Consider the following 22,604-nt stretch of genomic DNA (forward strand, 5'->3'; position numbering starts at 1 on the left):
CCACTGCTCTCGACCCATTGTGTTATCGCGCTAATACGATATAGGGGTGTCACAACGGTGTATGGTTCGGCGCGATGGGGTGTCCGGGCCAGTGGCATCGGGTTCCGTGTGGGCCAGCTCTCTGAGGTCCGTACCAGTGACGCCTGGGCCAGCGCATCCGGCCTTGCGGTATCCGGCCCTGTGTCACCCGGCGGCGCAGCGGGCGGGCAAAAGAATGAAAGGGAGGGCGGTGATGCGCCTCGACAGGGAAACGAAGGAACGTGATTTCAACGCGCTGTGCGAGGCGCTGCTGGCCGCAAAGGATGCGGGCGAGATGGCGCGCTTTCTCACCGATCTGACGACGCCGGGCGAGCGCGATGCGCTGGCCGAGCGCTGGCGTGTGGCGCAATTGCTGGAGGCGGGCCGGTCCTATCGCGAGATCAGCGCGGAGACCGGCGTCTCCACCACCACGGTCACGCGCGTGGCGCGCTTTCTCGCGCAGGAACCGCACCAGGGCTACCGCCTGATCCTTGACCGCATGAAGGAGAAAGTCCGATGAGCGCCGGACGCCTCACCTTGGCCGTACAAAAAAGCGGCCGGCTCGCCGAGGGCGGGTTTGACCTTTTAAAACAGTCGGGCGTGAAGCTCGCCTATGCGCGCGACGCGCTGATGCGCCGGGCGGAGAATGTGCCGCTCGATCTGATGCTGATCCGCGATGATGACATCCCGAGCTTCGTCGCCTCTGGCGCGTGCGGGTGCGGCATTGTCGGTGAGAATGTGCTGGCCGAGGCGGCGGCGCGTTCAGCCAGAGTGGCAGGCTTGCAAATCGTCCAGCGGCTGGGCTTTGCCAGATGCACGCTGAAACTCGCCGCGCCTCTGGAGGGACCGGTCCAGTCGGTGGCAGATCTTGAGGGCCGCGCCATCGCCACCTCCTATCCCGCCCTGACGGCGGCTTATCTGAAAGAACGTGGCATCACGGCAGAAATCGTGGAGATGGGCGGCTCTGTCGAGGTCGCCCCGCGCATGAAAATCGCCGACGCGATCTGCGATCTGGTCTCCACCGGCGCGACGCTGGAAGCCAATGGCCTCGCCGCGTTCGAGACCGTGCTGGAGAGCGAGGCGGTGCTGATCGCCAACCGCGAAGCGCTCAATGGCGCGGCGGCGACGCTGGACCTGCTGGTGGAGCGCTTCAAGGGCGTGATCGCCTCGCGCCAGACCAAATACATCCTCCTGAACGCCCCCAAGGACCGGCTGGACGAGATACGCGCCGTGCTGCCGGGCGCCGATGCGCCAACGGTAGCCCCCGTGGTGGGCCGCGATGATGTGGTCGCCATCCATGCGGTGTGTACGGAGGAAGTGTTCTGGTCGACGCTGGAGCAGATCAAGGCCGCGGGCGGGCGCTCCATCCTCGTCCTGCCGATCGAAAAGATGATGGCCTGATGACCCTTCTCAGCCGATATGTCTGGGCGGAGTTGTCGCCTGAGGAACGCGCGGCCCTGATGGCCCGGCCGAGCGATAGCTCGGATGCGTTTGCGGTGGCCGCGAAAATCCTCTCCGAGGTGCGCGCCGAGGGCGAAACCGCCGTGCGCCGCTATGCGCAAGAACTCGATGGCCATGCGCCTGCAGACTTCCGTGTGCCGGTGAGCGATCTCAAAGCCGCGGCGGACGCGCTGGACCCGGAGGACGCAAAAGCCATCCTCGCCGCTGCCGATGCCGTGCGCCGTTATCACGAGTGCCAAGGATATAAATCCTATTGCCTCGAAACATGGCCCGGCGGCGTGGCGGAGCGGCGCGTCACGCCGCTGGAGGTGGCAGGCCTCTACGTGCCTGCGGGCACCGCGCCTCTGGTCTCAACGCTGCTCATGCTCGCCATCCCGGCGCAGATCGCTCGCGTCAGCCGCATCGCTGTCCTCACCCCGCCCGTCGGGAAGGCCGGGCCGGACCGCACCATTCTGGGCGCGGCGGGCCTGCTTGGCCTTGATGAGGTGTACGCGCTTGGGGGCGCGCACGGGGTTGCCGCGCTGGGCCTCGGCGTTGCGGGACTTCCCCGCGCTGACCGCATTTTCGGGCCCGGCAATGCCTATGTCGCGGCCGCCAAGGCGCTGCTCGCGCAGACGCCCGGCGGCGCGGCGGCGGACCTTCCCGCTGGCCCTTCCGAGGTCATCATCATCGCCGATGACAGCGCGGACCCGGACTTTGTCGCCCTCGATCTGCTCGCCCAGGCAGAGCATGACCGCCTCGCTCAAGTTCTGCTCATCGCTTTCTCCGAAGGATTCATCGACCTGGTGGAAAGCGCTCTCAAAGCCCGCCTTGAGGGACTTCCCAGGCGTGACATCGCGCTTGCGGCGCTTTCCGCGTCCAAGGCATTCCTCGTAAGGAACGAAGCGGAAGCGGTGGCTGCGGCGAATGCCTATGCGGGCGAGCACCTCATCATCCAGACAGCCGATCCGGAAGCGCTCTGCGGTGAGATCCGCCATGCCGGGTCCATATTCCTTGGTCCATGGACGCCCGAAGCCGCTGGCGACTACGCCGCGGGCCCCAACCATTCGCTGCCCACTGCCGGGGCCGCCCGCGCCTATGGCGGGGTCAGTGTCGAGATGTTCCAGAAGACGACCAGCGTTCTGCGTTTCGAGGCCAGAGGCGCAGCCGCCATCGCGCCCACGGTCGAGCGGCTCGCCGCCCTTGAAGGGCTCGATGCGCACCGGCTCGCCATGGCCGTGCGCCGGGAAAAGGCGCAAGAGGAGATGATCTGACATGAGCGCCATTATAGACCTCTCCCGAGGGGCGGGGATAAGGGCAGAACTATCCCGCAAGGCGCTGCTCGCCCGGCTGTCGGATATTCTGGGGTGCGACCCTGAAGCGCTCGTCCTCGCTGCGAACGCCGAGGCGGCGCAGCAAGCGCTCGAAGGTGTGGATACATCCTTCGACACCAGCCGTTTGGCTGAGGGTCTCGCGGCGCTGGAAAGCCCGTCGAAAGAAGGCGTTACGCTCTACCGGCTGGGCCGCGAGATCAGCGATTACGTGGTGATAGATACGCGAAATCCGGCGCTGGCGGCGGAACTCACCGATAAATCGGCCCTGCCATACCCTTATCTGGCCCCTGACATAGTACCGCGCCTCACGCCGGCCGCCATTGCATCGGCGAAAGCTGAATGGGATCAGTATGTTTCGCTGATGCTGTCATGTGCTGCGCGAATGGGTGAACTGACGGGCGCGGTGGTGGATAGAGAGGGGGATAAACTCACCCTTTCCAGCCCCGATAAGGGCGCTCTGGCGCAGCGCCTCGCCGCTTTGGGGCTGAAACTGGAGGAGACGGGCGAGGGCTTCACCGCCTGGGTGCTGACCCTTGCCGAAGCCAAGGCTCTGGCCGCCTATCTGGGTGGTCTCAAAGCCCCGCGCACGGCCTCGATCCGGCGCACCACGAAAGAGACCGACATCGCGCTCTATATCGATCTCGACGGAGAGGGCGGGCGGTTTGAAACCGGCGTCCACTTCTTCGATCACATGCTGGAGCAGGTCTCCCGCCATGGCGGCTTCCGTCTCGATGTGGTGTGCGAGGGCGATATCGAGGTCGATACCCACCACACGATCGAGGATGTGTGCCTGGCGCTGGGCGAGGCGATCCGCCTGGCGCTCGGCGACAAGGCCGGCATTGCCCGCTTCGGCTTTGCCCTGCCCATGGACGAGACGCGCGCAGGCGTGTGGATCGATCTTTCGGGCCGTCCTTACCTGCGTTTCGACGGCGAGATCCCCGGCGAGCGGGTGGGGGATTACCCGGTGGATATGTGCGCCCACGCTTTCCGCTCGATCTCGGAGACCCTGAAAGCGGCCATCCATGTCGAGGTGAGCGGGGATAACCCCCACCACATGATCGAGGCCTGTTACAAGGCGTTTGGCCGCGCGCTGCGCCAGGCCATCCGGATTGAGGGCGCCTCTATCCCCTCCACGAAGGGGGTATTGTGATGGGGGCCACCGCTTTTCTATCCCGCGTTTCACCGGCGTTTGCCGGGAAAACACTGCGGAGAAATACCCAAGCTTCGTCATTCCGGAAACGCCGTCAGGCGTTATCCGGAACCCAGCCATCTTTTTGTAAAGACTGGGTTCCGGGTCTCCCCCGGATCAAGTCCGGGCTCGCCCGGAATGACGAGGGTGGGGTAGTTGGAATAATACAATGACCCTCGCCCTTATCGATACCTCGACCGCGAATATCGCCTCCGTGCGCTATGCCTTGAACCGGCTCGGCGTCGAACCTGTCCTCGCCGCGACACCGGGAGAGGCGGCGCGCGCGGACAAACTTATCCTGCCGGGTGTGGGCGCGGCTGGCCCCGCAATGCGTGCGCTGGAGCGCTCCGGCTGGGCCGATGCCCTGCGTAATGACACCCGCCCGCTGCTGGGCGTGTGCCTGGGTATGCAGCTTTTGTTCGGGGAAAGTGACGAGGATAGCGGCACACGTACTCCCGTTCCCCTGCTGGGGCTTATCCCCGGCCGGGTGGAGCGTCTGGCCCCATCTGATGCGGGTCCGTGGCCGCACATGGGCTGGAATACCCTCTCTTTCCCGCCCGGTTCAGACCCGCTTCTCACCGGGATAGAGGAGGGGGCGCATGTCTATTTTGTCCACGGGTTTTACGTGCCCGAAGGCGCATCGACGCTGGCCACGACGGCTTACGGAACGCGGATAAGTGCGATGGTGCGCCATGGACACATTGCCGGCTGCCAGTTCCATCCCGAACGCTCCGGCGCTGTCGGCGCGCGTATATTGTCCAACTTTATCAAGGGTTAAACCGTGATACTTTATCCAGCCATAGATGTCCTCGAGGGGCGGGTAGTGCGCCTGGCAAAGGGGGATTTCGCCGCCGTTACCGACTATGGGGATGACCCCGCCGCGGTGGCTCGCAGCTATCTGAAAGCGGGGGCAGAATGGCTGCACCTGGTGGATCTTTCCGGCGCGCGCGATGGCAAGAGGCGTCAATTATCCCTGGTCGAAAGCGTCGCCGCGACGGGCATCAAGGTGCAGACCGGCGGCGGCGTACGCACGGGCGAAGACATTGAATCGCTGCTGGATTCCGGTGCTTCGCGGGTGGTGATCGGCTCGCTGGCCGTCACCGATCCGGGAAAGGTTTCCGGCTGGCTTGTCCGCTACGGGGCGCAGGCGATTGCCGCCGCCTTCGATGTGCGCATGAAGGGGGATACGCCCATCCCGGTGGTCAAGGGCTGGACCGAGGAAGCGGGGATAACGCTGGGGGAGCTCCTGCAGGCCTATCAACGCCACGGCCTGCGCCACGCGCTGGCGACAGACACCGGCCGGGACGGCATGCTGGAGGGCATCAATATCCCGCTTTATCAGAGCCTTGTGGCCTCGCGGCCGGAGATCGCCTGGCAGGCTTCGGGCGGTGTCGCCACGCTGGACGACATCCGGCAGGCCAAGGCCCTCAAAATGGGCGGAGTAATCATTGGCCGCGCGCTCTTTGAGGGCCGCTTCACGCTGGAAGAGGCGCTGGCATGCTAGCCCGGCGCATCATTCCCTGCCTTGATGTGCGCGATGGCAAGGTGGTCAAGGGCGTGCGCTTCAAAGACCATGAGGTGGTCGGCGATATTGTAGATCTGGCAAGGCTTTACGCCGAGCAGGGCGCTGACGAGCTGGTCTTCTATGACATCTCTGCCAGCCCGGAAGGGCGCGAGGTGGAGCCCCTCTGGGTGGCCCGTGTCGCGCAGGTGATCGACATACCGTTCTGCGTGGCGGGTGGCATCCGGTCAGTAGCGGCGGCCCGTGCGCGCCTGCATGCGGGAGCAGACAAAATATCCATCAACACCCCGGCCCTTGAAAACCCCAATCTGATCAATGCACTGGCGGAAGAATTTGGCAGCCAGTGTGTGGTTGTCGGCATGGATAGCCGCAAAATTGGGGGGATAAACCGGCTCCACCAATACACCGGCGATCCGGACCGGACCCTGACCAGCGAGCGCGACACGCTGTCATGGATAAAAGAGGTGATAGAGCGCGGCGCAGGCGAGATCGTGCTGAACTGCATGGACCAGGACGGCGTGCGCCAAGGCTATGATATTGAACAGCTAATCGCCGCCCGTGAGGTGTGCTCGGTACCCCTGATCGCCTCGGGCGGGGCGGGCGCGATGGACCATTTCGCCGAAGTGTTCAAAAAGGCCAATGTTGACGGGGCGTTAGCGGCAAGCGTCTTCCACAAGGGCGTCATTTCCATCCCCGATCTGAAGATCTATCTCGCACAATCCGGCATCGAGGTGCGCCCATGAGCGATGAACTCTCCCCGCTTTCTGCGGAGCAAATCGACTTTGAAAAGGGGGGCGGGCTGGTGCCTGCCATCGTCCAGCATGGCCTCACCGGCGAGGTGCTGATGCTGGGCTATATGAATGCGCAGGCGCTTGCCGCGACGCAGGAGAAGGGGCTCGTAACCTTCTGGTCGCGCTCGAAAAACCGGCTCTGGACCAAGGGCGAGACGTCTGGCGATGTGCTGCGCCTGGCCGGCCTCGCCGTTGATTGTGACCGTGACGCGATACTGGTGCAGGCTTTGCCCGAAGGGCCGACCTGTCACATCGGCACGCGCTCCTGCTTTGGCGATTATCCCGGCCCGGCGCTGGCTTTCTTGAGCGAACTATCCGCGATCGTGGATAGAAGGGCGGATAGTTCGCCGGAGGAAAGCTATACCGCCCGGCTATTGGCCAAGGGAATCAACAAGGTAGCGCAAAAAGTTGGAGAAGAGGGCGTCGAGACGGCATTGGCTGGCGTTTCAGAGGATAACTCCGCCCTCACCGGCGAAGCGGCGGACCTGATTTTCCACCTCATTGTCCTCCTGAAAGCGCGCGGACTATCCCTCATTGATGTCGCCGAAGAATTGAAGCGCCGCCACGCCAAGGCGTGACAGCGCTTGTCTTTTCGTCCCTGACCTATTGCGCGGTCCGCCAGGGATTGCGGAATGTATCCCCGAAGAAGACGGCATTTGTCAGTACACGTGCGGAGCCGCGGAAATAGGCGCGGTAATAGGGATTGTCGGCAAACAGGATCACCGCCCCGCGTCCGCGCCGCTCTGCATAAACGGCGCCAAGTCCTTGTAATGCATTGATGTTTGCCTCTGACGCATAGCCGGACAGCAACCCGTCACGGCTGTAACGCACTGGAATCGCAAAGGGATTCGTCCCGATCGCGAAGGCCTGCGTGCTCTCGCGCTGCACCGGCAGACGGTTTGAAGTGAGGCCGTAGAGAAGCGGGTGGGAGAGATCCACATCCGTGCCGAAGATAGCGCCGGAGATGCGCTCCTCGGTGTCCCAGCGTGATATGGTGGCATAGGCGAGGGGATTGCCGCCGCCATTGTCCCCGTTTCGTTCGGCCCAGCTGGCGCTGGTCAGCTCGTTGCGGATCGCATAGCTGGCGCCGCCCTGAATACCGATCAGCACACCGCCGGCACGCGTCCAGTCGCCGAGCCTTTTGGCGTCAGCCTCGCCCAGCCCGCCATAGCCGCCATTGGCCAGGATGATATGCGTGTAACGGCTGAGGTTGGCCCGGCCGAACTCGCTAATATCAATCATGGAAACCGGCATGTTCAGTTCGTGGTCGAACAGGTGCCAGATCTCGCCGGTTGCGTTCACATCCTGCCCGCGCCCCGTCAGCAGCAATATTTCCGGACGGCGCACATTGCTGGTGGCAAAGCCGCCCAGATCAGAACCCTGACGCGTCGCGCCGCTGGTCGCCGCGATGACGCGCACACCGTCCGCCGCTGTCCTCTGGACAAGGGCGTGGACAGTTTCGGGATCGACATCTTGCTGACGCACCTGAATGACGACCGAACCAGGGGGGACAGAGACCTCTCCATCCGCCGTGGTTACGCTGATGGCATCAGGCACCATGCGGGCGCGGATGCCGGCATCGAGGAAGCGATAGAGCGCACGCGGCGCATAAAAGTTAGTCCAGTCAATGACATAGGCATAATCGGTACGGGCAGGGGCCGGAACGGCCCGGTCAGCTGGCGTGACGCGTTCACCGGCCAGGTTTGGCGCGAAGATGCCGGGGCGAACTGCAGCAAAATCAAGGCCATAGGCCAGAGGCTGCGTCCATCCGGAGACATCGTAGAACTCGGTCATGTCGTCAATGATGCGGGTCTCGAAAAGGGCCTCGACCACGCGGAACTCGCGCTGGCGCACAAGGACTACATAACTGTTTGCCGGGTCGAAATCTGTATTTCCCAGCCTTGTGCGCTGTCTGAGCCGGTGAATCTCGATGCCATGAACGTCCAACATATCGATGAAATCATTCAGTCTTCCGGAATCGGCGGAGCTGAAGACATAGGCCAGATTGGGTGCGGCGTTCGCCAGCTGCGCGCTCTCGCGGTAGAAATCGCGCTGGAAGGACAGAAGCTGCTCCCGATTGGCCAGACCGGCCCGGACCAGCGCCAGCCCCACGCGGGCCTGCTGACCTATCTTGTCATCATAACGCAATGTTCCAAAATCGGTTTCCTGAACGATGCCGCGCACCGAGCTCTGCTCGAACAGGTAGGGCACCGAGCCGACAAGGCCGGGATAGCTGGAGCCATAGCCGAGATAGAAATCGTCGAAAAGCTCCTCGCTGACATAGAGCGCGCCTTCACCGTCGAGCTGTTCGGTCAGAAAGCTGTTCATGCGCTGGTTAAGTGCAAGCCCGTCTGCTGACAGCAAAGGGTGCAGGCCGTCTGGCGGCCCCGGAGAGAAGAAGTAGGTTGTGTTCTGCCCCATCTCGTGGAAATCAGCCGCAATATTGGGCATCCATTCACGCGTCGCGCGCACCAGCGCCACCGCTTCGGGCTGGGTCACGGGCAGCCATTGGCGGTTCAGGTCAAACCAGTAATGGTTCGTCCGCCCCCATGGCCATTCATTGAAATGCTCGCGGTGCTGCGGGTCTGCCACCGGCACCCGCGCGCGGTGCATATTGGTCCAGCTGGCGAAGCGCTCCGTGCCGTCCGGGTTGATCGGACCGATCAGGTGGATGACCGAACGGTCAAGCATATCAGTGACTTCCGCGCCCTGACCGGCGGCCAGAAAATACAGGAGCGGCATGATCGCGTCATAGCTGGACGGCTCTGAGCCATGCACGCCATGAGTGAACTGGATCACGACCGGGTGGTCTGCCGGGATCGCGCTTGTATTGCCGGCCGCGGAAATGGCGTGCTGCGCCTCGCGGATCTCGTCCAGCCGCGCATGGTTTTCCGGCGCGGTGATGGTCACGCGCATGATCCGGCGGCCGAAATGGGAACGCCCGACACTGTCAATCGTTACCCGGTCGGAGGCGGCGGCAACCGCCTGCATATAGGCTGCGATCATGTCGGGTGTGTAGATGATTTCGCCGACGGCAAAGCCGGTTACAGCCTCTGGCAGGGGAATCGCAGGATCGTACTCGACATCCTGAGCGATCAGCTCAGTTAAAGGCTTGGGCTCATAGGCATTCGCCGCCGAAAGCCCTACACACGCGCCCAGCAAACCCACCAGCACGAACCGGCAAAACATCATGGCATCAACCCCCGCAAGAAACGCCGTAACCCTAGGCGGGCAAGGCCTTGCGTCAAGCGCGATGCGCGCCTGTATGGCTGCTCCAGCGGTGCTGCTTGCCATGTCCGCGATAGCGGTGGCTCAGCCTGCTTCTGCTGTACCGGACGAGGTGATCGTCGTCAGCGCAGCACGCACGGCCCAGGCGCGCGATAGCGCCGCGGTGCCGGTGGCCGTGCTGGACGCGCAGACTATCCGTACCGTCGGCGCCCAGCATATCGCCGAGCTGTTGAACCGGGCGCCGGGCGTCTACGTCCATCGCGGCAACGGGGCAGAACACCTGACCGCCATCCGCTCTCCGGTCCTGAGCGCTGGCGCGGGCGCGGGATCATTCCTGTATCTGGAAGACGGGATTTCCCTGCGCGCGCCTGCGTTTGCCAATATTAACGGCCTGTTCGAGGCGGTCGATGAGCTGGCCGGCCGGGTGGAGATCATCCGGGGGCCGGGCGGGGCGGTCTATGGCTCGAACGCGCTGCACGGACTGGTCAATGTCATCACGCCTGACCCGGCCCTTTCCAGCCGCCGCGCCGAGCTGGAGCTGGGCAGCTATGGCCGTATACGCGTCACGGCCTCGGCCAGCGGTTCAACGCGCCTGGGAGATGGCTTTATCGGCCTCTCGGCGCGTTCCGAGGACGGTTGGCGGGATGATGCCTCGCTGTTTCGCGCCGGCCTTCAGACGCGGCTGGACTGGGGGCAGGGAGCAACGCGCTGGAGCCTGCGCGCCAGCGCCATCCATCTGGAGCAGGAAACCGCCACCTTCGTGAACGGGTTTGAGGCCTATCGCGATGAAGCGCTGTCGCGGCGAAATGCAAACCCGGAGGCCTTCCGTGATGCGCGCGCCTTCCGGGTGAGTCTGCATGCCGATCACACCCTGTCCGAACGCTGGAGCCTGTCTGGCGCCGTGTACGCACGCAGCAATGACATGGACTTCCGGCTCCACTTCCTGCCCTCGCGCGCGCTGGAGTTTACCGGCCATGACAGCATTGGCGCGCAATCGGCGCTCACCCGCCAGACATCGCAAGGCAGCCTGACCATCGGCGCAGATGGCGAATGGACGCGTGGTTATCTGATTGAAGACCAGACGCTGGCGAGCTTTGGCGAATTCCCGCAAGGCGTTCATTACGACTATGACGTGGAGGCGCTGACCGGCGCGGTGTTCGCGATGGGCCGCCACACCCTTACAGAGGCGCTGGAGATCGAAGGCGGGGCGCGGCTGGAGACGACCCGGTTTGACTATACGAACAATACCGATGATGGCGCGACAGGGCGCTTCCTGCGCTTGTCTGACCGCTCTGACAGCTTCACCACGTTCGCGCCTCATGCAGGGCTCGTCTGGCGCTTTGCGGATAATTGGCGTGCGTTTGCGCGTGCCGCGCGCGGCGTACGTGCGCCCCAGACGGATGAGCTCTACCGGCTGCAGCCCGGACAGGAGATCGACAATATCGAACCGGAAGCGCTCGACAGTCTGGAGGCGGGCCTGCGCCTGTCGCGCCCCGACGGTCTGGCGCTGGAGCTGACCGCCTTCACCATGGTCAAGCGCAACGTGTTCTTCCGCGATGCGGACGGTATCAATGTCACCGACGGGCGCACGACCCATGAGGGTATGGAGATTGAGGGCGTGTGGCCGGTCACGGCCACGCTGACCTTCTCTGGCGCGCTCATTTGGGCCATTCACAAATATGATTTCGACAGGCCGGTCAGTCAGGCCTTTGAGGTGATCGAGCGCGGCAACCGCGTCGATACCGCCCCGGAATGGCTGTGGAATCTGCGCGCAAGCTGGCAACCCGTGGACGCGGTTCGTCTCGAAGCGGAATGGGTGCATGTGGGCGAGTATTTCGCCGATGCGGCCAATGATGCGGTCTATGCCGGGCACCATCTGGTCAATCTGCGCGGCGCGATGCAGGTACGCGAGGGCGTTGAGCTCTTCGCTTCGCTGCGCAACGCCGCCAATACACGCTATGCCGAGCGTGCCGACTTTGCCTTTGGCGGCTATCGCTACTTCCCCGGCGAACCGCGTACCGTTTCCGTTGGCGTGCGGGTAAGGGGATAGCTTGCCAGTCCTCAATCTCGCGAGTTGCGGCGAGGTGAGCTACAACGCAGCCCAAACTTGCCCCGCCCGCCGGTCGCGGCTAGCAGTGAAAAAGAAATATTTTTCTGAAAGGAAATCCCATGCCCCGTCAGACTGGTGCCCAGCACCTCGCCGATGCCTTGCTTGCCAATGGTGCTGATCTGGCGTTTGGCGTGCCGGGCGAGAGCTATCTGGCGCTGCTTGATGCGGTCTATGAGAAGGGCAAGGACTTCCGCTTCATCACCTGCCGTCAGGAGGCGGGCGCGGCCAACATGGCCGAGGCTCATGGCAAGCTGACGGGCCGCCCCGGCATCTGCATGGTCACGCGTGGGCCCGGCGCGACGCAGGCCAGCGTGGGCGTCCATACCGCGTTTCAGGACTCCACACCGATGATCCTGCTCATTGGCCAGGTGGCGCGCGACATGAAGGACCGGGAAGCCTTTCAGGAAATCGACTACACGCATTTCTTCCGCGATCAGTGCAAATGGGTGGCCGAGATCAATGATCCCGCCCGCGTGCCCGAATACATTGCGCGTGCCTTTGCCACCGCGATGAATGGACGGCCCGGCCCGGTCGTGCTGTCTTTGCCCGAAGACATGCTCACCGAAACCGCCGAGGCGCCCGCCATCCGCCGCGTGGAGACAGCCCATGCCGCGCCTGCGCCGGGCGACATCGCCAAGCTGGAAGCCCTGCTGGCAAAAGCAAAGCGCCCGTTCGTGATCTATGGCGGCACCAAGTGGAGCGGCGAGACGGTGGAGAAGGCGCGCCGCTTTGCCGAAAACAATGATCTGCCCGTCGCCTGCTCCTTCCGCTCCAAGGACCATTACAACAATATGGGCCCGAACTATGCCGGGGATCTGGGCGTTGCGCCGAACCCCAAGCTGGTGGAGCGCGTGAAGGGCGCAGACCTTCTGATCGTGTTCGGCCCGCGCCTCGGCGAGATGACGACCTCTGGCTATACGGTGCTCAAACCGCCGGTTCTGGAGGGACAGACGCTGGTCCACATCCATCCCGGCGCGCAGGAGCTGGGCCGGGTCTACCAGCCTGATCTCGCCATCAACGCCACCGTGGCCGCCGCCGCCGATGCGCTTGCCCACATCAAGGTGGATGCATCCGCCTGGGCCGGTGAGGCTGCTGCCGCGCATGAGGAGTTTCTGGCGTTTTCCTCGGTCGTTGAGGTGAAGCGCGGCTTCAACCTCTCGAAAATGTTCTGCTGGCTGTCGGACAATCTGCCCGAAAGCGCGATCCTCACCAATGGGGCGGGCAATTACGCGGCATGGCTGCACCGCTTCTACCGCCACAAGGCTTGCCGCACCCAGCTGGGGCCGACCTCCGGCGCGATGGGCTATGGCGTGCCTGCTGGTATCGCGGCCAAGATCGCCAAGCCGGACGCGCTGGTCGTCTCGGTCAATGGCGATGGCTGCTTCCTGATGTGCGGGCAGGAGCTGGCGACCGCCGCGCAGTACGGCGCCAACGTCATCTTCATCGTCGCGGACAACGGCGCCTACGGCACGATCCGCATGCATCAGGAGCGCGAATATCCGGGCCGTGTTTCAGGCACCGAGCTTAAAAATCCGGACTTTGTGGCCTACGCCAAGAGCTTTGGCTGTGAAGGCATCCGCGTGGAGTCGTTCGACGACTTTCCGGCTGCTTTCGAGCAGGCGAAAAATTGCGGCAAGCCAGCGCTGCTTCACCTGATCTGCGATGTGGAAGAGATCGCGCCGGGCCGCACGATTTCGGCTCTGAGGGGGAAGTAGGTGGCGTTTCACCGTCCACCTCTCAATCGTCATTCCGGCGAACGCCGGAACCCAGCTTTTTTTGAGAAACACTGGGTTCCAGATAAGCGCTAACGCGCTTTCTGGAATGACGAAGGTGGAGTGGTTTTAATACTTGTCATCCTCCGGCAGAGCGCTAGCGAGGTCCGAGCCACCCATGCCTGAGAGCTTGCTTTTCCCTCGTCCTTCGAGACGTTCGCTTCGCTCACCCTCAGGATGAGGGAAAAAGCACACCAAAGCCCTCATCCTAGCGGACGCAGTGGCGCTCGAAGGGCGAGGGCGTAGTTTCTTTGCAGGCATGGGTCACCCGCATCTCCGCCTGCGCGGGGACAGGTAAAGCGGGTGATGACGGCACAACGCCTACTCCCGCTTCTTCCCGTCCAGGTCGCGGGCGGCCTTGTCCGTCTCCGCCTTGCGTTTCAGCTTTTCAGCCTTCGTCTGCCCGTAAGCGGCGCGATTGGCGGCAGCGTCTTTCGCTGCCGCCTCTTTTGCCTTGCGCTTGCGCGCGGTCCGCAGATTGACGATTTCGCTCAATTATATCGGGCCGATCATCTGTTCGGGGCGCACCACCTCGTCGAACTCTTCTGACGTGACAAAGCCGAGCTTGATGGCTTCCTCGCGCAGCGTGGTGCCGTTCTTGTGCGCGGTTTTGGCGACGGTCGTCGCGTTGTCATAGCCGATCTTCGGGGCAAGCGCCGTCACCAGCATGAGCGAGCGTTCCATGATGTCGGCAATGCGCGCCTCATTGGCCTCGATGCCGGCCACGCAGTTCTCGGTGAAGCTGATCGCCGCGTCGGCCAGCAGGCGGGTGGAGGTGAGCACGTTGTAGATCATCACCGGCTTGAACACGTTGAGCTGGAAATGGCCCTGGCTGCCGGCGAAGGTCACGGCGGCGTTATTGCCCATCACCTGCGTGCAGACCATGGTCATCGCCTCGCACTGGGTGGGGTTGACCTTGCCCGGCATGATGGACGAGCCGGGCTCGTTTTCGGGCAGGGCAAGCTCGCCAATACCGCAGCGCGGGCCGGAGCCCAGAAGCCGGATGTCATTGGCGATCTTGAACAGCGACACGGCCAGCGAATTGAGCGCGCCATGTGCCTCCACCAGCGCGTCCTTGGTGGAGAGGGCTTCAAACTTGTTGGGCGCCGTCACGAAGGGCAGGCCGGTCAGCTTGGCCACTTCCTCGGCGAACGCCACATCAAAGCCCGGCTTGGCGTTCAGCCCCGTGCCGACCGCCGTGCCGCCTTGTGCCAGCTCGTAGAGCGCGGGCAGGGCCGCTTCCACGCGGCGGATGCCGTTCTCGACCATCGCGACATAGGCGGAGAACTCCTGACCCAGCGTGATCGGCGTCGCGTCCATCAGATGCGTGCGGCCGATCTTGATAACGTCCTTGAAGGCCTCTGACTTGGCCTTCAGCGCATCGCGCAGGGTTTTCAGGGCAGGCACCAGCGTGGCGTGAAACTCGCGCGCTGCGGCGATGTGGGTGGCCGTAGGGAACACGTCATTGGAAGACTGGGAGCGGTTCACATGGTCATTGGGGTGGACCGGGCTTTTGGACCCCATCTCCCCGCCCAGCATTTGAATCGCGCGGTTGGAGATGACCTCATTGGCATTCATGTTTGACTGTGTGCCGGACCCGGTCTGCCAGACGACGAGCGGGAAATGGTCATCGAGCTTGCCGTCCGCCACTTCCAGCGCGGCCGCCGCAATGGCATCGCCTTCCTTGGTGTCCATATTGCCGAGCGCCATATTGGCCTTGGCCGCGCAGTGCTTCACCACGCCCAGCGCGCGTACAAGCGGCACCGGCATGGTCTGGCCGCCAATCTTGAAGTTGATGAGCGAGCGGGCGGTCTGTGCGCCGTAATACTTGTCGGCGGGAACCTCTAGCGGGCCAAAGGAGTCGGTCTCGGTGCGCATGGCAGACATGGTGTTCCTCAGCGGGTCTGGTTTGCCTGCGCGCCTTGCCACAGGGCCAAAGCGCGCGGACACTGGTGAATATAACGAATCGGGTGTGTAGCATCGGGCCATGAGGGATCAAGCCGCTGACCGCTACGCACTGCAGGATGAGGGCCTTGAATGGTCCGGGAGAGGCAAGGTGCAGGTAGCAACACCAACAGGATCGCTTCACTTGCGCGTCGATGCGCTGACCTCGCAGTCGCGCCGTTTCAAGACGCTGATCGGGGAGTTTTTCCGCACCGAGTTCAAGCGCGTGCGCCCGAAATGGGGACCGTATGAGGTCACCATCATCATCGAGCGCACCGAAAACTCGCCCGTCCATGATGTCGACAATGTCGCCAAGGCGGTGCTGGACGCGCTGACCGGCGTGGTCTTCCACGATGACAGCCAGGTGGAGCGTCTGCACGTGGAGAAGGTGATGGGTGAGCGCGCGCGGGTGCGTGTGCGCGCCGTGCCGCTGGTGCCCGAAGCGGCCTGATCTGCCACGGGAGGCCATCCCATGGCCGCAAGCGATTTGACGACTGACGGCTTTGCCCTGCCGCCCGTCCTCTGCTTTGCGCTGGATGGCCGGGGTGCAGCAGAACCCGCAACACTTGAGGCAATAAGCCCGCCCAACCACGACGCGAAGCCGGAAGCGCGCGGCAAGGGGCGCCCGCCCTTCATCTGGGTCCATCTGCAACGTGAAGACCCGCGCACACGCGCCTGGCTGGAGGCCGAGAGCGGCCTGGACAGCTTCCTGCAATCGGCATTGCTGGCTGATGATACGCGGCCGCGCTGCACCGTTCACGGGGAAGGGGCCATTATCATCCTGCGCGGAGTAAACCTGATGGAGGGTGCCGAGCCGGAGGACATGGTCTCGGTGCGGCTCTGGGTGGACCGTTCCCGCGTGATCGGTGTCTGGGTGCGTCCGCTGAGCGCGGTGGAAGACCTTGTCAGCGCCATTGAGCGCGGCATCGCGCCTGTCAGCCCCGGTGAACTGGTCGGCAAGCTCGCCCAGCGTCTGGCGGACCGGATGGAGCCGCACGTCTCCGAATTGCACGAGGAGCTTGATGCGTTCGAGGATGCGCTGCTGGAGGACGACACCGTGCAACGCGGCGCACTGGCAGACCTGCGCCGCCGCGCGATCCGCCTGCGCCGCTATATCGGCCCGCAGCGAGACGCGCTGACCACGCTGTCGATTGAAGACCTCAGCTGGCTCTCTGACCGTGACCGCTCGCGGGTGCGCGAAGCCGCCGACAAGACGACCCGCATTCTTGAAGAGCTGGAAGCGGTGCGCGAGCGCGCGGCACTGATACAGGACCAGATCGTGGAGGCGCGCGGCGCACGCATGGACCGCTATATGGTGCTGCTGTCAGCGCTGGCGGCGATCTTCCTTCCGCTTACACTCTTCACCGGCCTTCTCGGCATCAATGTCGAAGGTATCCCGTTCGCCGAGGAGGAATGGGCGTTTGCCGCCGTTACCGGGCTCATCATCGTGGCCGCGGTGATCCTCACCTACGTATTCAGGAAAATGAAGCTGCTCTGAGCGCCTCAGTCTTTCTTGCGGAAGGCGTCCAGGCTGACAACCGTGCCTTCTTCGCCGCCGCCTGCTGCAGCGCTCGGCGCGGCGCCATTGGCGGCGTCCGGTGCTTCGTAGTCGAAGTGAAGATGGAAACCGACCGCCGGATCGTGGAAGCGCGTCACCGCGCGATAGGGGACTTTGAGATATTTCGGCACGCCGCCGAATTTCAGCGTGACCTCGAAATAGTCTTCCTCCGCCGCGAGATCCCAGAACTGGTGTTCCAGCACGACCGTCATCTCGTCGGGATAGGCTTCGGCCAGGCTGGGATCGATGTCACAGCCCGGATCAGAGGTCTTGAAGGAGATGTAGAAATGGTGGGCGCCGGGCAGACCTTCGGGACTGCCGGCCTTGTTGAGCGCCTGACGGATCACGCCGCGCAACGCGTCCTGCGCCAGCCGGTCATACCGCATCAGGTCCTTGCTCACTGCGTCTCCCCCTGCCTCGAGCTTTCGCAACCGAGCCTAGCCGACGCGTTCCTTGCGTCAATCGGCCAGCACTGCTGCACCAATCTTCAATAGCCGTACGATCCATACTGCGCTAGTAATTGGCATATGGAAAAACCCATGCCAGCCAAGGGTGACGCCGATATGACGGACAGCTTTCAGCCGGCCCGGGTGACGCCCCTGGAACAGCCCACGAATCTGCTGAAAACTGGCATGTTGATGCGGGAGAACCCGCTATCCATCCTGCCCGCACTGCTTTTTGAAAAGACGATTCTGACCGGACCATATCTCGGCCGGTCGGTGCATCATGTGTCCGGCCCTGCGGAAATGAAGTCGGTCCTGCAGGACAATTTCGAGGACTGGTGCAAATCCCCGCTCATCCAGCGCATGCTGCGTCCTGTTCTGGGCGACGCCATCCTGACCGCGCATGGCGAGAACTGGCGGCGGCAGCGCATGACACTGCAACCCGCCTTCCTCAAGCGCCGGCTGGACCCGTTCGCGCCGATAATGGCCGAGGCTGCACTGATGGCGGTGGAGCGGCTGAAGCACCCGCAAACGCCTGAGATCATGAGCGTGATGAGCGATGCGACCTTCGCCGTTATCGAGCGCGTGCTGTTCTCTGACGTCGAAGGTTTCGACAGGGGCGAGGTGAGGCGGGCCATAGAGGTGTTGCTGGAAGAGATCGGGCAGATGCGCCTGTCTGACCTTGCACCTGTCCCTGAATGGATGCCGCGCATGATGACGCGGCGAGCCGTTCAGGCACGCAAGGTGTTCCGCAAGGCGGTAGAGGGCCAGATCGCCCGCAGGCGCGCGGCGGCCGATCCGGGCAGCGATCTTCTGGGCCTTCTTCTCACCGTCCGCGACGAGGAGACCGGCGAAGGCCTGTCCGACACCGATATTCGCGACAGTGTGATGACGTTTGTGGCGGCAGGCCATGAAACCACCGGCATAGCCCTGACCTGGGCGCTTTATCTGCTGGCCAACCAGCCGCAAGCGCAGGCGCGCCTGCGCGAAGAGGCAAAGGCCGTGCTCGGCGACGGGCCCGCGACCGCCGAGCATGTGAGCCAGCTTTATTTCACCCGTCAGGTGCTGGAGGAGGCGATGCGCCTTTATCCGCCTGCGCCCATGGTGGCCCGCCGGGCCGTACGGGCGACCGAGATATGTGGTCGCCCGGTGCGCAAGGGCGATGTGGCGCTGCTCGCCTTCTACTGCCTGCACCGGCACACGACGCTCTGGGACAATCCCGACAGCTTTGATCCGGACCGCTGGCTGCGCGACCGCAGGCCCACCGACCGCTATCAATTCCTGGCCTTTGGTGGCGGGCCGCGCGCCTGCATCGGCATGGGCTTTGCGATGATGGAGGCAACCATCATGCTGGCCACGCTGGTACGTGAGCTGGCGTTTTCACCGCCCGCCGATGCCCGCCCTGTTGAGCTGGCCATGCAGGTTACCTTGCGTCCCGCTGGCGGGCTTCATCTGATTGTCAAACCGGCCTGATACGCGTGGCCCAGCTGTCATGAAAATCAGGGCGCGCCGCTTTCGCAGCGCCCGTAATGGCGTTAACCTTGCTGACAGCTGGCAAATCAGGGGGTGGGGTATTGGAACGGCTGACCGAGCTTGAACATGAACCGGCCCGCGCCCTCGCCGCTGAATACATGCATGAGGCCGACATCCTTCTGGGCCGCCTCCCGCGCCGCGTGGCCCGGCATTACCGGCGTGAAGTGGAAGTGCGGGTGATTGAAGCCCTGAATGGCGGCCGCAATGCGAGCGCGGACACGGTGGCCCGCGCGCTCGATCTCGTCGGCCCGCCCGGCCACTACCTGCCGTCTGAAATCGCCGGTCAGGCCGCACGTCATGCCGCGCGCACCCTCAACCCGCGCCGGGTGGTAGAGGCATTGCGCTACGGGGCCATGTCAGGGCCGGGCACCGCCGCTGCCGTCAGCGTGCTGGGCCTGCTTTACGCCGCTGCTGCCTTTGCCATCATCGCGGGCATTGCCCGGCTGATCTCGCCTGATGCTGCCGGCGTCTATCAATTGGCCAATGGCGCCTATGTTCTGGGCGTCGGCGGGAATCACTCCGAAGCGCGCGACGTGCTGGGTATATTGTTCGTGCCGCTCAGCTGGGCCTTTGGCGCAGGCCTCTACACAGCGCTGGCGCAGCTATTGCCGGTCGTGATCCGCGAACGGTCGCGCAGACGATAGCCAGGTCGCGAAAATCTGAGGAAGTAGGGGGCTTCTGTTGCCAGGCGCCCCCCGAACCCCGCCTGCGGCTTGCTAGAGCCGAGGACTTAAGATGCGAAATGATCGCGCCGCTTACGCAGCGAGACGCACTTCTTCAGCAAAGTTGTCGTTGGCAACTTTAACAATGGGCTGATAACGGAGCCCATGCGGGTGAAAGCAACGTCTTTACCCATCCGTCGATCCTGATCGGCCCCATGCTCACCGCCCAACGCAGCGGAAAAGAGATTGGTGGAGCCGCCGGGAATCGCACCCGGGTCCGGTCTGGTTATTACACGCACGTTTATCACCATAGACCGCCGAAGCGGACGAGATTGAATATAAGGCGTCTGGCCGTGTTATGAAAGGGTATGGCACGGCTTTACCCCCTGATATGTCTGCTGACGGGCTTCACGCTTGCGCTTGCTGCCTGCACCCGGCCTGCGCCGGTGGCGGTCGCCAGCGCGGATGACTGCGAGCTGATCGCCGTCAGTTCCAATGGCTGGCATACGAATTTCTACCTGCCTGCAAGCGCGTTTCCCGGTGACGGGCCGTTGCGCGCGGCGTTTCCCGATGCGCGCTGGTTCTCAATCGGCTGGGGCGATGCGGGAGCCTATGTGGATGGCGTAAACCCGCTCAACAGCATCGCCGCCATCGCATGGCCAACGCGCTCTGTCGTGCATGTCGCGGCGCTGGGCCGTGATCCGCGCGAGGCCTATTTGAGCGAATATCGCGATGTCGCGCTGTCCGGTGAGGCGCTCGCCATCATCGTTGAGGGTCTGGAGGCCGAGCTGGTGCTGGATGAGGCGGGCGCTCCGCGCTTAGTCGCTGACGGGCTGGATGCGCGCGGCAGCGCGTTTCTGGCTGGCCGCTCCACCTACCACGCTTTCCAGAGCTGCAATGTATGGACGGCGGCCCGCCTGCGCGAGGCGGGCCTTGATGTCGGCTGGACGGGCGCGCATTTGCTGCCCGCAAGCCTGCTAAACCGGCTGGAGCGGACAGCGCCATCACGCTGCCCGCCCCCCGGGAAGGAAACCCGCTAGCCGGGAATGCCGGTCATCAGGAAGGCATTCAGCTTGTTGCCGTCGGGATCGCGGAAATAGCCGGCGTAGAAATTGTCGCCGCGCGGGCCGGGCTTGCCTTCACACGTGCCGCCATGGGCCAGCGCGATGTCATAGAGCCGGTGGACCTGCTCCTTGTCTTTCGCTTCCAGCGCGACCATCACGCCATTGCCGACACTGGCCGCATTGCCGTCAAACGGCTTGGTGGCGGCGATGCCGGCCGCGCCGCCGGGCTTGCCCCAGGCCACGAAAGCGTCACTCTCCATCATGCGCGGCGTGTCGAGCTCTTTCGCGATGGCATCGTAGAAGGCACACGCTTTTTCCAGGTCGTTCGTGCCGACAGTTACATATCCGATCATTGAAATATTCCCTTTTTGTTCCAGCCCACGCAAACTGCCACCAGCGCGCGGTGCGGGCAAGGGCGATTTGATGTCCGGAGACTTAAATCCTGTTCATAACTGGCTTGTGCCTGCGGTTTGGTGGCCCGCATGGGTAGGCCGAATCACCCCGATGGGGCAGGGTGCCCCCATACCCTCGCGGCTTAGAGAATCGCCCATGGCCCTTGCCGAACATCATCCCGCCCCCACGCCCCCCGGCATCGAGGCGGCGTATCTCGATCTGCTGCGCGATGTGATGGCCAACGGCACGCCGTCAGATGACCGCACAGGGGTAGGCACGCGCACGGTGTTTGGCCGCCAGATACGCTGTGATCTGGCTGACGGGTTTCCGCTTCTGACCACCAAGAAGGTGCATTTCCGCTCCATCGCCATCGAGCTTCTCTGGTTCATCAAGGGGATGACCAATGTGACATGGCTGCAGGAGCGCGGCGTCACCATCTGGGATGAGTGGGCGGACGAAAATGGCGAGCTGGGCCCCGTCTATGGCAAGCAATGGCGGCGCTGGACTGGCCCTGACGGGCGCGAGATTGACCAGCTGGCAGATCTTGTGGCGCAGATAAAGGCCAATCCGGCTTCGCGCCGCCTCGTGCTGTCGGCTTGGAACCCGGCCGATGTGCCCTCCATGGCGCTGCCGCCTTGTCATACGCTGTTCCAGTTCCACGTCGCGAACGGGCGTCTCTCGCTGCAGCTTTACCAGCGCAGCGCGGATTTGTTCCTCGGCGTACCGTTCAATATCGCGAGCTATGCGCTGCTGCTGGCCATGATGGCGCAGGCGACGGGGCTGAAACCCGGCGAGTTCGTCCACACATTCGGGGACGCACACATTTATTCAAACCATGTCGAGCAGGTGGAGCGCCAGCTGGCCCGCGATATGCGGCCGCTGCCCACGCTGAAGCTCAATCCGAACATCACCGACCTCTTCGCCTTCGAGTACGAAGACATTGAGATCATCGGCTATGACCCGCATCCGGGCATATCCGCGCCGGTGGCGGTTTAGGGCGGCGGTGTGAGTGGTATCCCCCTCTCAATCGTCGTCGCCGTCGCGAAGAATGGCGTGATCGGGCGGGACAATGACCTGCCATGGCGCATCCCCTCTGACCTGAAGAACTTCAAGGCCACCACGCTCGGCAAGCCGGTCATCATGGGCCGCAAGACGTGGGACAGCCTGCCGCGCAAGCCTTTGCCCGGCCGCGCCAATTTCGTTGTCTCACGCAGCGTCACGGCACTGGAAGGCGCGCAAGTTTTCTCCGATGCGGACGATGCGGTGGAGGCTGCGCGCAAGGTTGCGGTGAAGGATGGTGCCAGCGAAGTATGCCTGATTGGCGGCGCGGCGCTTTATGCAGCCCTGCTGCCCGCTGTCAGCCGCATCCATCTGACCGAAGTCGATCTCGAGCCGGAGGGTGATGCGCATTTTCCGATGCTTAACCCGCTCGAATGGCGTGAGGTCAGCGCCGAACGTTTCAACCCGGCACCGGGCGATGATGCGGGGTTTGTGGCGCGGGTTCTGGAGCGGGTGTGACGCATCGCGCACTGCGTCCGGTGCCGGTTTGACTTGAACCGGCGGGCCGATCCGTCCACATATCGTCGCAACACCGATCAATTTT

General features: G+C 63.6%; 22 protein-coding genes and 1 other RNA gene. 17 read left to right on the plus strand and 6 right to left on the minus strand.

All coding sequences use genetic code 11. From position 1 onward, the window contains the following. Nucleotides 1–232: 232 nt before the first annotated feature. The 8 genes from X907_RS06505 (at nucleotide 233) to hisIE (ending at nucleotide 6,872) form a co-directional block, all read left to right on the plus strand. Nucleotides 233–538 carry a YerC/YecD family TrpR-related protein gene (locus X907_RS06505; RefSeq protein WP_127566396.1) on the plus strand — a complete coding sequence of 102 codons (306 nt, stop codon included), beginning with the start codon at nucleotides 233–235 and terminating at the stop codon, nucleotides 536–538. Further along, on the plus strand, nucleotides 535–1,419 hold the full coding sequence (gene hisG / locus X907_RS06510) for an ATP phosphoribosyltransferase (RefSeq protein WP_127566398.1): 885 nt from the start codon (nucleotides 535–537) through the stop codon (nucleotides 1,417–1,419). Before X907_RS06505 ends, hisG begins: the two co-directional genes overlap by 4 nt. Next, nucleotides 1,419–2,732: a histidinol dehydrogenase gene (hisD, locus tag X907_RS06515; RefSeq protein WP_127566400.1), complete on the plus strand. Its 1,314-nt coding sequence runs from the start codon at nucleotides 1,419–1,421 to the stop codon at nucleotides 2,730–2,732. Before hisG ends, hisD begins: the two co-directional genes overlap by 1 nt. Before the next feature lies 1 nt (nucleotide 2,733). Continuing rightward, nucleotides 2,734–3,942, plus strand: coding sequence for an imidazoleglycerol-phosphate dehydratase HisB (gene hisB, locus X907_RS06520; RefSeq protein WP_233352558.1), 1,209 nt, complete (start codon nucleotides 2,734–2,736; stop codon nucleotides 3,940–3,942). Between the two features lie 208 nt (nucleotides 3,943–4,150). Then, nucleotides 4,151–4,759, plus strand: coding sequence for an imidazole glycerol phosphate synthase subunit HisH (gene hisH, locus X907_RS06525; protein WP_127566402.1), 609 nt, complete (start codon nucleotides 4,151–4,153; stop codon nucleotides 4,757–4,759). Nucleotides 4,760–4,762: 3 nt separating this feature from the next. Continuing rightward, nucleotides 4,763–5,485 carry a 1-(5-phosphoribosyl)-5-[(5-phosphoribosylamino)methylideneamino]imidazole-4-carboxamide isomerase gene (locus X907_RS06530; RefSeq protein WP_127566404.1) on the plus strand — a complete coding sequence of 241 codons (723 nt, stop codon included), beginning with the start codon at nucleotides 4,763–4,765 and terminating at the stop codon, nucleotides 5,483–5,485. Beyond that, on the plus strand, nucleotides 5,479–6,246 hold the full coding sequence (gene hisF, locus X907_RS06535) for an imidazole glycerol phosphate synthase subunit HisF (RefSeq protein WP_127566405.1): 768 nt from the start codon (nucleotides 5,479–5,481) through the stop codon (nucleotides 6,244–6,246). Before X907_RS06530 ends, hisF begins: the two co-directional genes overlap by 7 nt. Then, on the plus strand, nucleotides 6,243–6,872 hold the full coding sequence (gene hisIE / locus X907_RS06540) for a bifunctional phosphoribosyl-AMP cyclohydrolase/phosphoribosyl-ATP diphosphatase HisIE (RefSeq protein WP_127566407.1): 630 nt from the start codon (nucleotides 6,243–6,245) through the stop codon (nucleotides 6,870–6,872). Before hisF ends, hisIE begins: the two co-directional genes overlap by 4 nt. Nucleotides 6,873–6,897: 25 nt before the next feature. Here hisIE and X907_RS06545 read toward each other — a convergent pair whose 3' ends face one another. After that, nucleotides 6,898–9,486, minus strand: coding sequence for a M14 family zinc carboxypeptidase (locus X907_RS06545; protein WP_170175486.1), 2,589 nt, complete (start codon nucleotides 9,484–9,486; stop codon nucleotides 6,898–6,900). A 73-nt stretch (nucleotides 9,487–9,559) separates the two neighbouring features. On the opposite strand from X907_RS06545, the gene X907_RS06550 reads away from it, so the two are divergent. After that, nucleotides 9,560–11,572, plus strand: coding sequence for a TonB-dependent receptor (locus X907_RS06550; RefSeq protein WP_170175487.1), 2,013 nt, complete (start codon nucleotides 9,560–9,562; stop codon nucleotides 11,570–11,572). Nucleotides 11,573–11,691: 119 nt separating this feature from the next. After that, entirely contained in the window at nucleotides 11,692–13,347 is a 1,656-nt protein-coding gene (locus X907_RS06555; RefSeq protein ID WP_127566414.1) for a thiamine pyrophosphate-binding protein, read from the plus strand. A gap of 378 nt (nucleotides 13,348–13,725) precedes the next feature. Here X907_RS06555 and X907_RS06560 read toward each other — a convergent pair whose 3' ends face one another. Both X907_RS06560 and fumC read right to left on the minus strand, forming a co-directional pair. Next, on the minus strand, nucleotides 13,726–13,899 hold the full coding sequence (locus X907_RS06560) for a DUF4169 family protein (protein WP_127566416.1): 174 nt from the start codon (nucleotides 13,897–13,899) through the stop codon (nucleotides 13,726–13,728). Beyond that, nucleotides 13,900–15,291, minus strand: a complete 1,392-nt coding sequence (gene fumC, locus X907_RS06565; protein ID WP_127566418.1) for a class II fumarate hydratase — start codon at nucleotides 15,289–15,291, stop codon at nucleotides 13,900–13,902. Nucleotides 15,292–15,391: 100 nt separating this feature from the next. On the opposite strand from fumC, the gene X907_RS06570 reads away from it, so the two are divergent. Then, on the plus strand, nucleotides 15,392–15,799 hold the full coding sequence (locus X907_RS06570; RefSeq protein ID WP_127566420.1) for a RusA family crossover junction endodeoxyribonuclease: 408 nt from the start codon (nucleotides 15,392–15,394) through the stop codon (nucleotides 15,797–15,799). Nucleotides 15,800–15,820: 21 nt separating this feature from the next. Next, nucleotides 15,821–16,846 (plus strand): zinc transporter ZntB, encoded by a 1,026-nt coding sequence (locus tag X907_RS06575; RefSeq protein ID WP_127566422.1) that lies wholly within the window; start codon nucleotides 15,821–15,823, stop codon nucleotides 16,844–16,846. A 5-nt stretch (nucleotides 16,847–16,851) separates the two neighbouring features. Here X907_RS06575 and X907_RS06580 read toward each other — a convergent pair whose 3' ends face one another. Further along, nucleotides 16,852–17,292 (minus strand): SspB family protein, encoded by a 441-nt coding sequence (locus X907_RS06580; protein ID WP_127569364.1) that lies wholly within the window; start codon nucleotides 17,290–17,292, stop codon nucleotides 16,852–16,854. Between the two features lie 153 nt (nucleotides 17,293–17,445). Here X907_RS06580 and X907_RS06585 point away from each other — a divergent pair, with 153 nt between their 5' ends. Further along, complete coding sequence (locus X907_RS06585) at nucleotides 17,446–18,822, plus strand: cytochrome P450 (RefSeq protein ID WP_170175488.1); 1,377 nt, start codon at nucleotides 17,446–17,448, stop codon at nucleotides 18,820–18,822. 101 nt (nucleotides 18,823–18,923) lie between these two features. Next, nucleotides 18,924–19,526 carry a hypothetical protein gene (locus X907_RS06590; protein WP_127566426.1) on the plus strand — a complete coding sequence of 201 codons (603 nt, stop codon included), beginning with the start codon at nucleotides 18,924–18,926 and terminating at the stop codon, nucleotides 19,524–19,526. A 22-nt stretch (nucleotides 19,527–19,548) separates the two neighbouring features. On the opposite strand, the gene ssrA is transcribed toward X907_RS06590, so the two are convergent. Then, nucleotides 19,549–19,912, minus strand: a transfer-messenger RNA (tmRNA) gene (gene ssrA, locus X907_RS06595). On the opposite strand from ssrA, the gene X907_RS06600 reads away from it, so the two are divergent. Then, complete coding sequence (locus tag X907_RS06600) at nucleotides 19,913–20,584, plus strand: DUF2459 domain-containing protein (protein WP_127566428.1); 672 nt, start codon at nucleotides 19,913–19,915, stop codon at nucleotides 20,582–20,584. On the opposite strand, the gene X907_RS06605 is transcribed toward X907_RS06600, so the two are convergent. After that, entirely contained in the window at nucleotides 20,581–20,961 is a 381-nt protein-coding gene (locus X907_RS06605) for a VOC family protein (protein ID WP_127566430.1), read from the minus strand. The two genes, X907_RS06600 and X907_RS06605, sit on opposite strands and share 4 nt — an antisense overlap. Nucleotides 20,962–21,157: 196 nt before the next feature. Here X907_RS06605 and X907_RS06610 point away from each other — a divergent pair, with 196 nt between their 5' ends. Next, entirely contained in the window at nucleotides 21,158–21,997 is an 840-nt protein-coding gene (locus tag X907_RS06610; protein WP_127566432.1) for a thymidylate synthase, read from the plus strand. A 9-nt stretch (nucleotides 21,998–22,006) separates the two neighbouring features. Next, nucleotides 22,007–22,519, plus strand: a complete 513-nt coding sequence (locus X907_RS06615; RefSeq protein ID WP_127566434.1) for a dihydrofolate reductase — start codon at nucleotides 22,007–22,009, stop codon at nucleotides 22,517–22,519. Nucleotides 22,520–22,604: the final 85 nt, after the last annotated feature.

It is taken from the genome of Glycocaulis alkaliphilus, from assembly GCF_004000605.1.
Lineage (GTDB): Bacteria > Pseudomonadota > Alphaproteobacteria > Caulobacterales > Maricaulaceae > Glycocaulis > Glycocaulis alkaliphilus.

What these genes read in the sequence shown, in the direction of transcription:
- X907_RS06585 (WP_170175488.1), top strand. Translation starts at nt 17,446, where the DNA reads ATGCCAGCCAAGGGTGACGCCGATATGACGGACAGCTTTCAGCCGGCC.
- X907_RS06555 (WP_127566414.1), top strand. Translation starts at nt 11,692, where the DNA reads ATGCCCCGTCAGACTGGTGCCCAGCACCTCGCCGATGCCTTGCTTGCC.
- hisH (WP_127566402.1), top strand. Translation starts at nt 4,151, where the DNA reads ATGACCCTCGCCCTTATCGATACCTCGACCGCGAATATCGCCTCCGTG.
- hisB (WP_233352558.1), top strand. Translation starts at nt 2,734, where the DNA reads ATGAGCGCCATTATAGACCTCTCCCGAGGGGCGGGGATAAGGGCAGAA.
- hisD (WP_127566400.1), top strand. Translation starts at nt 1,419, where the DNA reads ATGACCCTTCTCAGCCGATATGTCTGGGCGGAGTTGTCGCCTGAGGAA.
- hisG (WP_127566398.1), top strand. Translation starts at nt 535, where the DNA reads ATGAGCGCCGGACGCCTCACCTTGGCCGTACAAAAAAGCGGCCGGCTC.
- hisF (WP_127566405.1), top strand. Translation starts at nt 5,479, where the DNA reads ATGCTAGCCCGGCGCATCATTCCCTGCCTTGATGTGCGCGATGGCAAG.
- X907_RS06605 (WP_127566430.1), bottom strand. Translation starts at nt 20,961, where the DNA reads ATGATCGGATATGTAACTGTCGGCACGAACGACCTGGAAAAAGCGTGT.
- X907_RS06505 (WP_127566396.1), top strand. Translation starts at nt 233, where the DNA reads ATGCGCCTCGACAGGGAAACGAAGGAACGTGATTTCAACGCGCTGTGC.
- X907_RS06545 (WP_170175486.1), bottom strand. Translation starts at nt 9,486, where the DNA reads ATGATGTTTTGCCGGTTCGTGCTGGTGGGTTTGCTGGGCGCGTGTGTA.
- X907_RS06580 (WP_127569364.1), bottom strand. Translation starts at nt 17,292, where the DNA reads ATGCGGTATGACCGGCTGGCGCAGGACGCGTTGCGCGGCGTGATCCGT.
- X907_RS06575 (WP_127566422.1), top strand. Translation starts at nt 15,821, where the DNA reads ATGGCCGCAAGCGATTTGACGACTGACGGCTTTGCCCTGCCGCCCGTC.
- X907_RS06610 (WP_127566432.1), top strand. Translation starts at nt 21,158, where the DNA reads ATGGCCCTTGCCGAACATCATCCCGCCCCCACGCCCCCCGGCATCGAG.
- hisIE (WP_127566407.1), top strand. Translation starts at nt 6,243, where the DNA reads ATGAGCGATGAACTCTCCCCGCTTTCTGCGGAGCAAATCGACTTTGAA.
- X907_RS06550 (WP_170175487.1), top strand. Translation starts at nt 9,560, where the DNA reads ATGGCTGCTCCAGCGGTGCTGCTTGCCATGTCCGCGATAGCGGTGGCT.
- X907_RS06600 (WP_127566428.1), top strand. Translation starts at nt 19,913, where the DNA reads ATGGCACGGCTTTACCCCCTGATATGTCTGCTGACGGGCTTCACGCTT.
- X907_RS06570 (WP_127566420.1), top strand. Translation starts at nt 15,392, where the DNA reads ATGAGGGATCAAGCCGCTGACCGCTACGCACTGCAGGATGAGGGCCTT.
- fumC (WP_127566418.1), bottom strand. Translation starts at nt 15,291, where the DNA reads ATGTCTGCCATGCGCACCGAGACCGACTCCTTTGGCCCGCTAGAGGTT.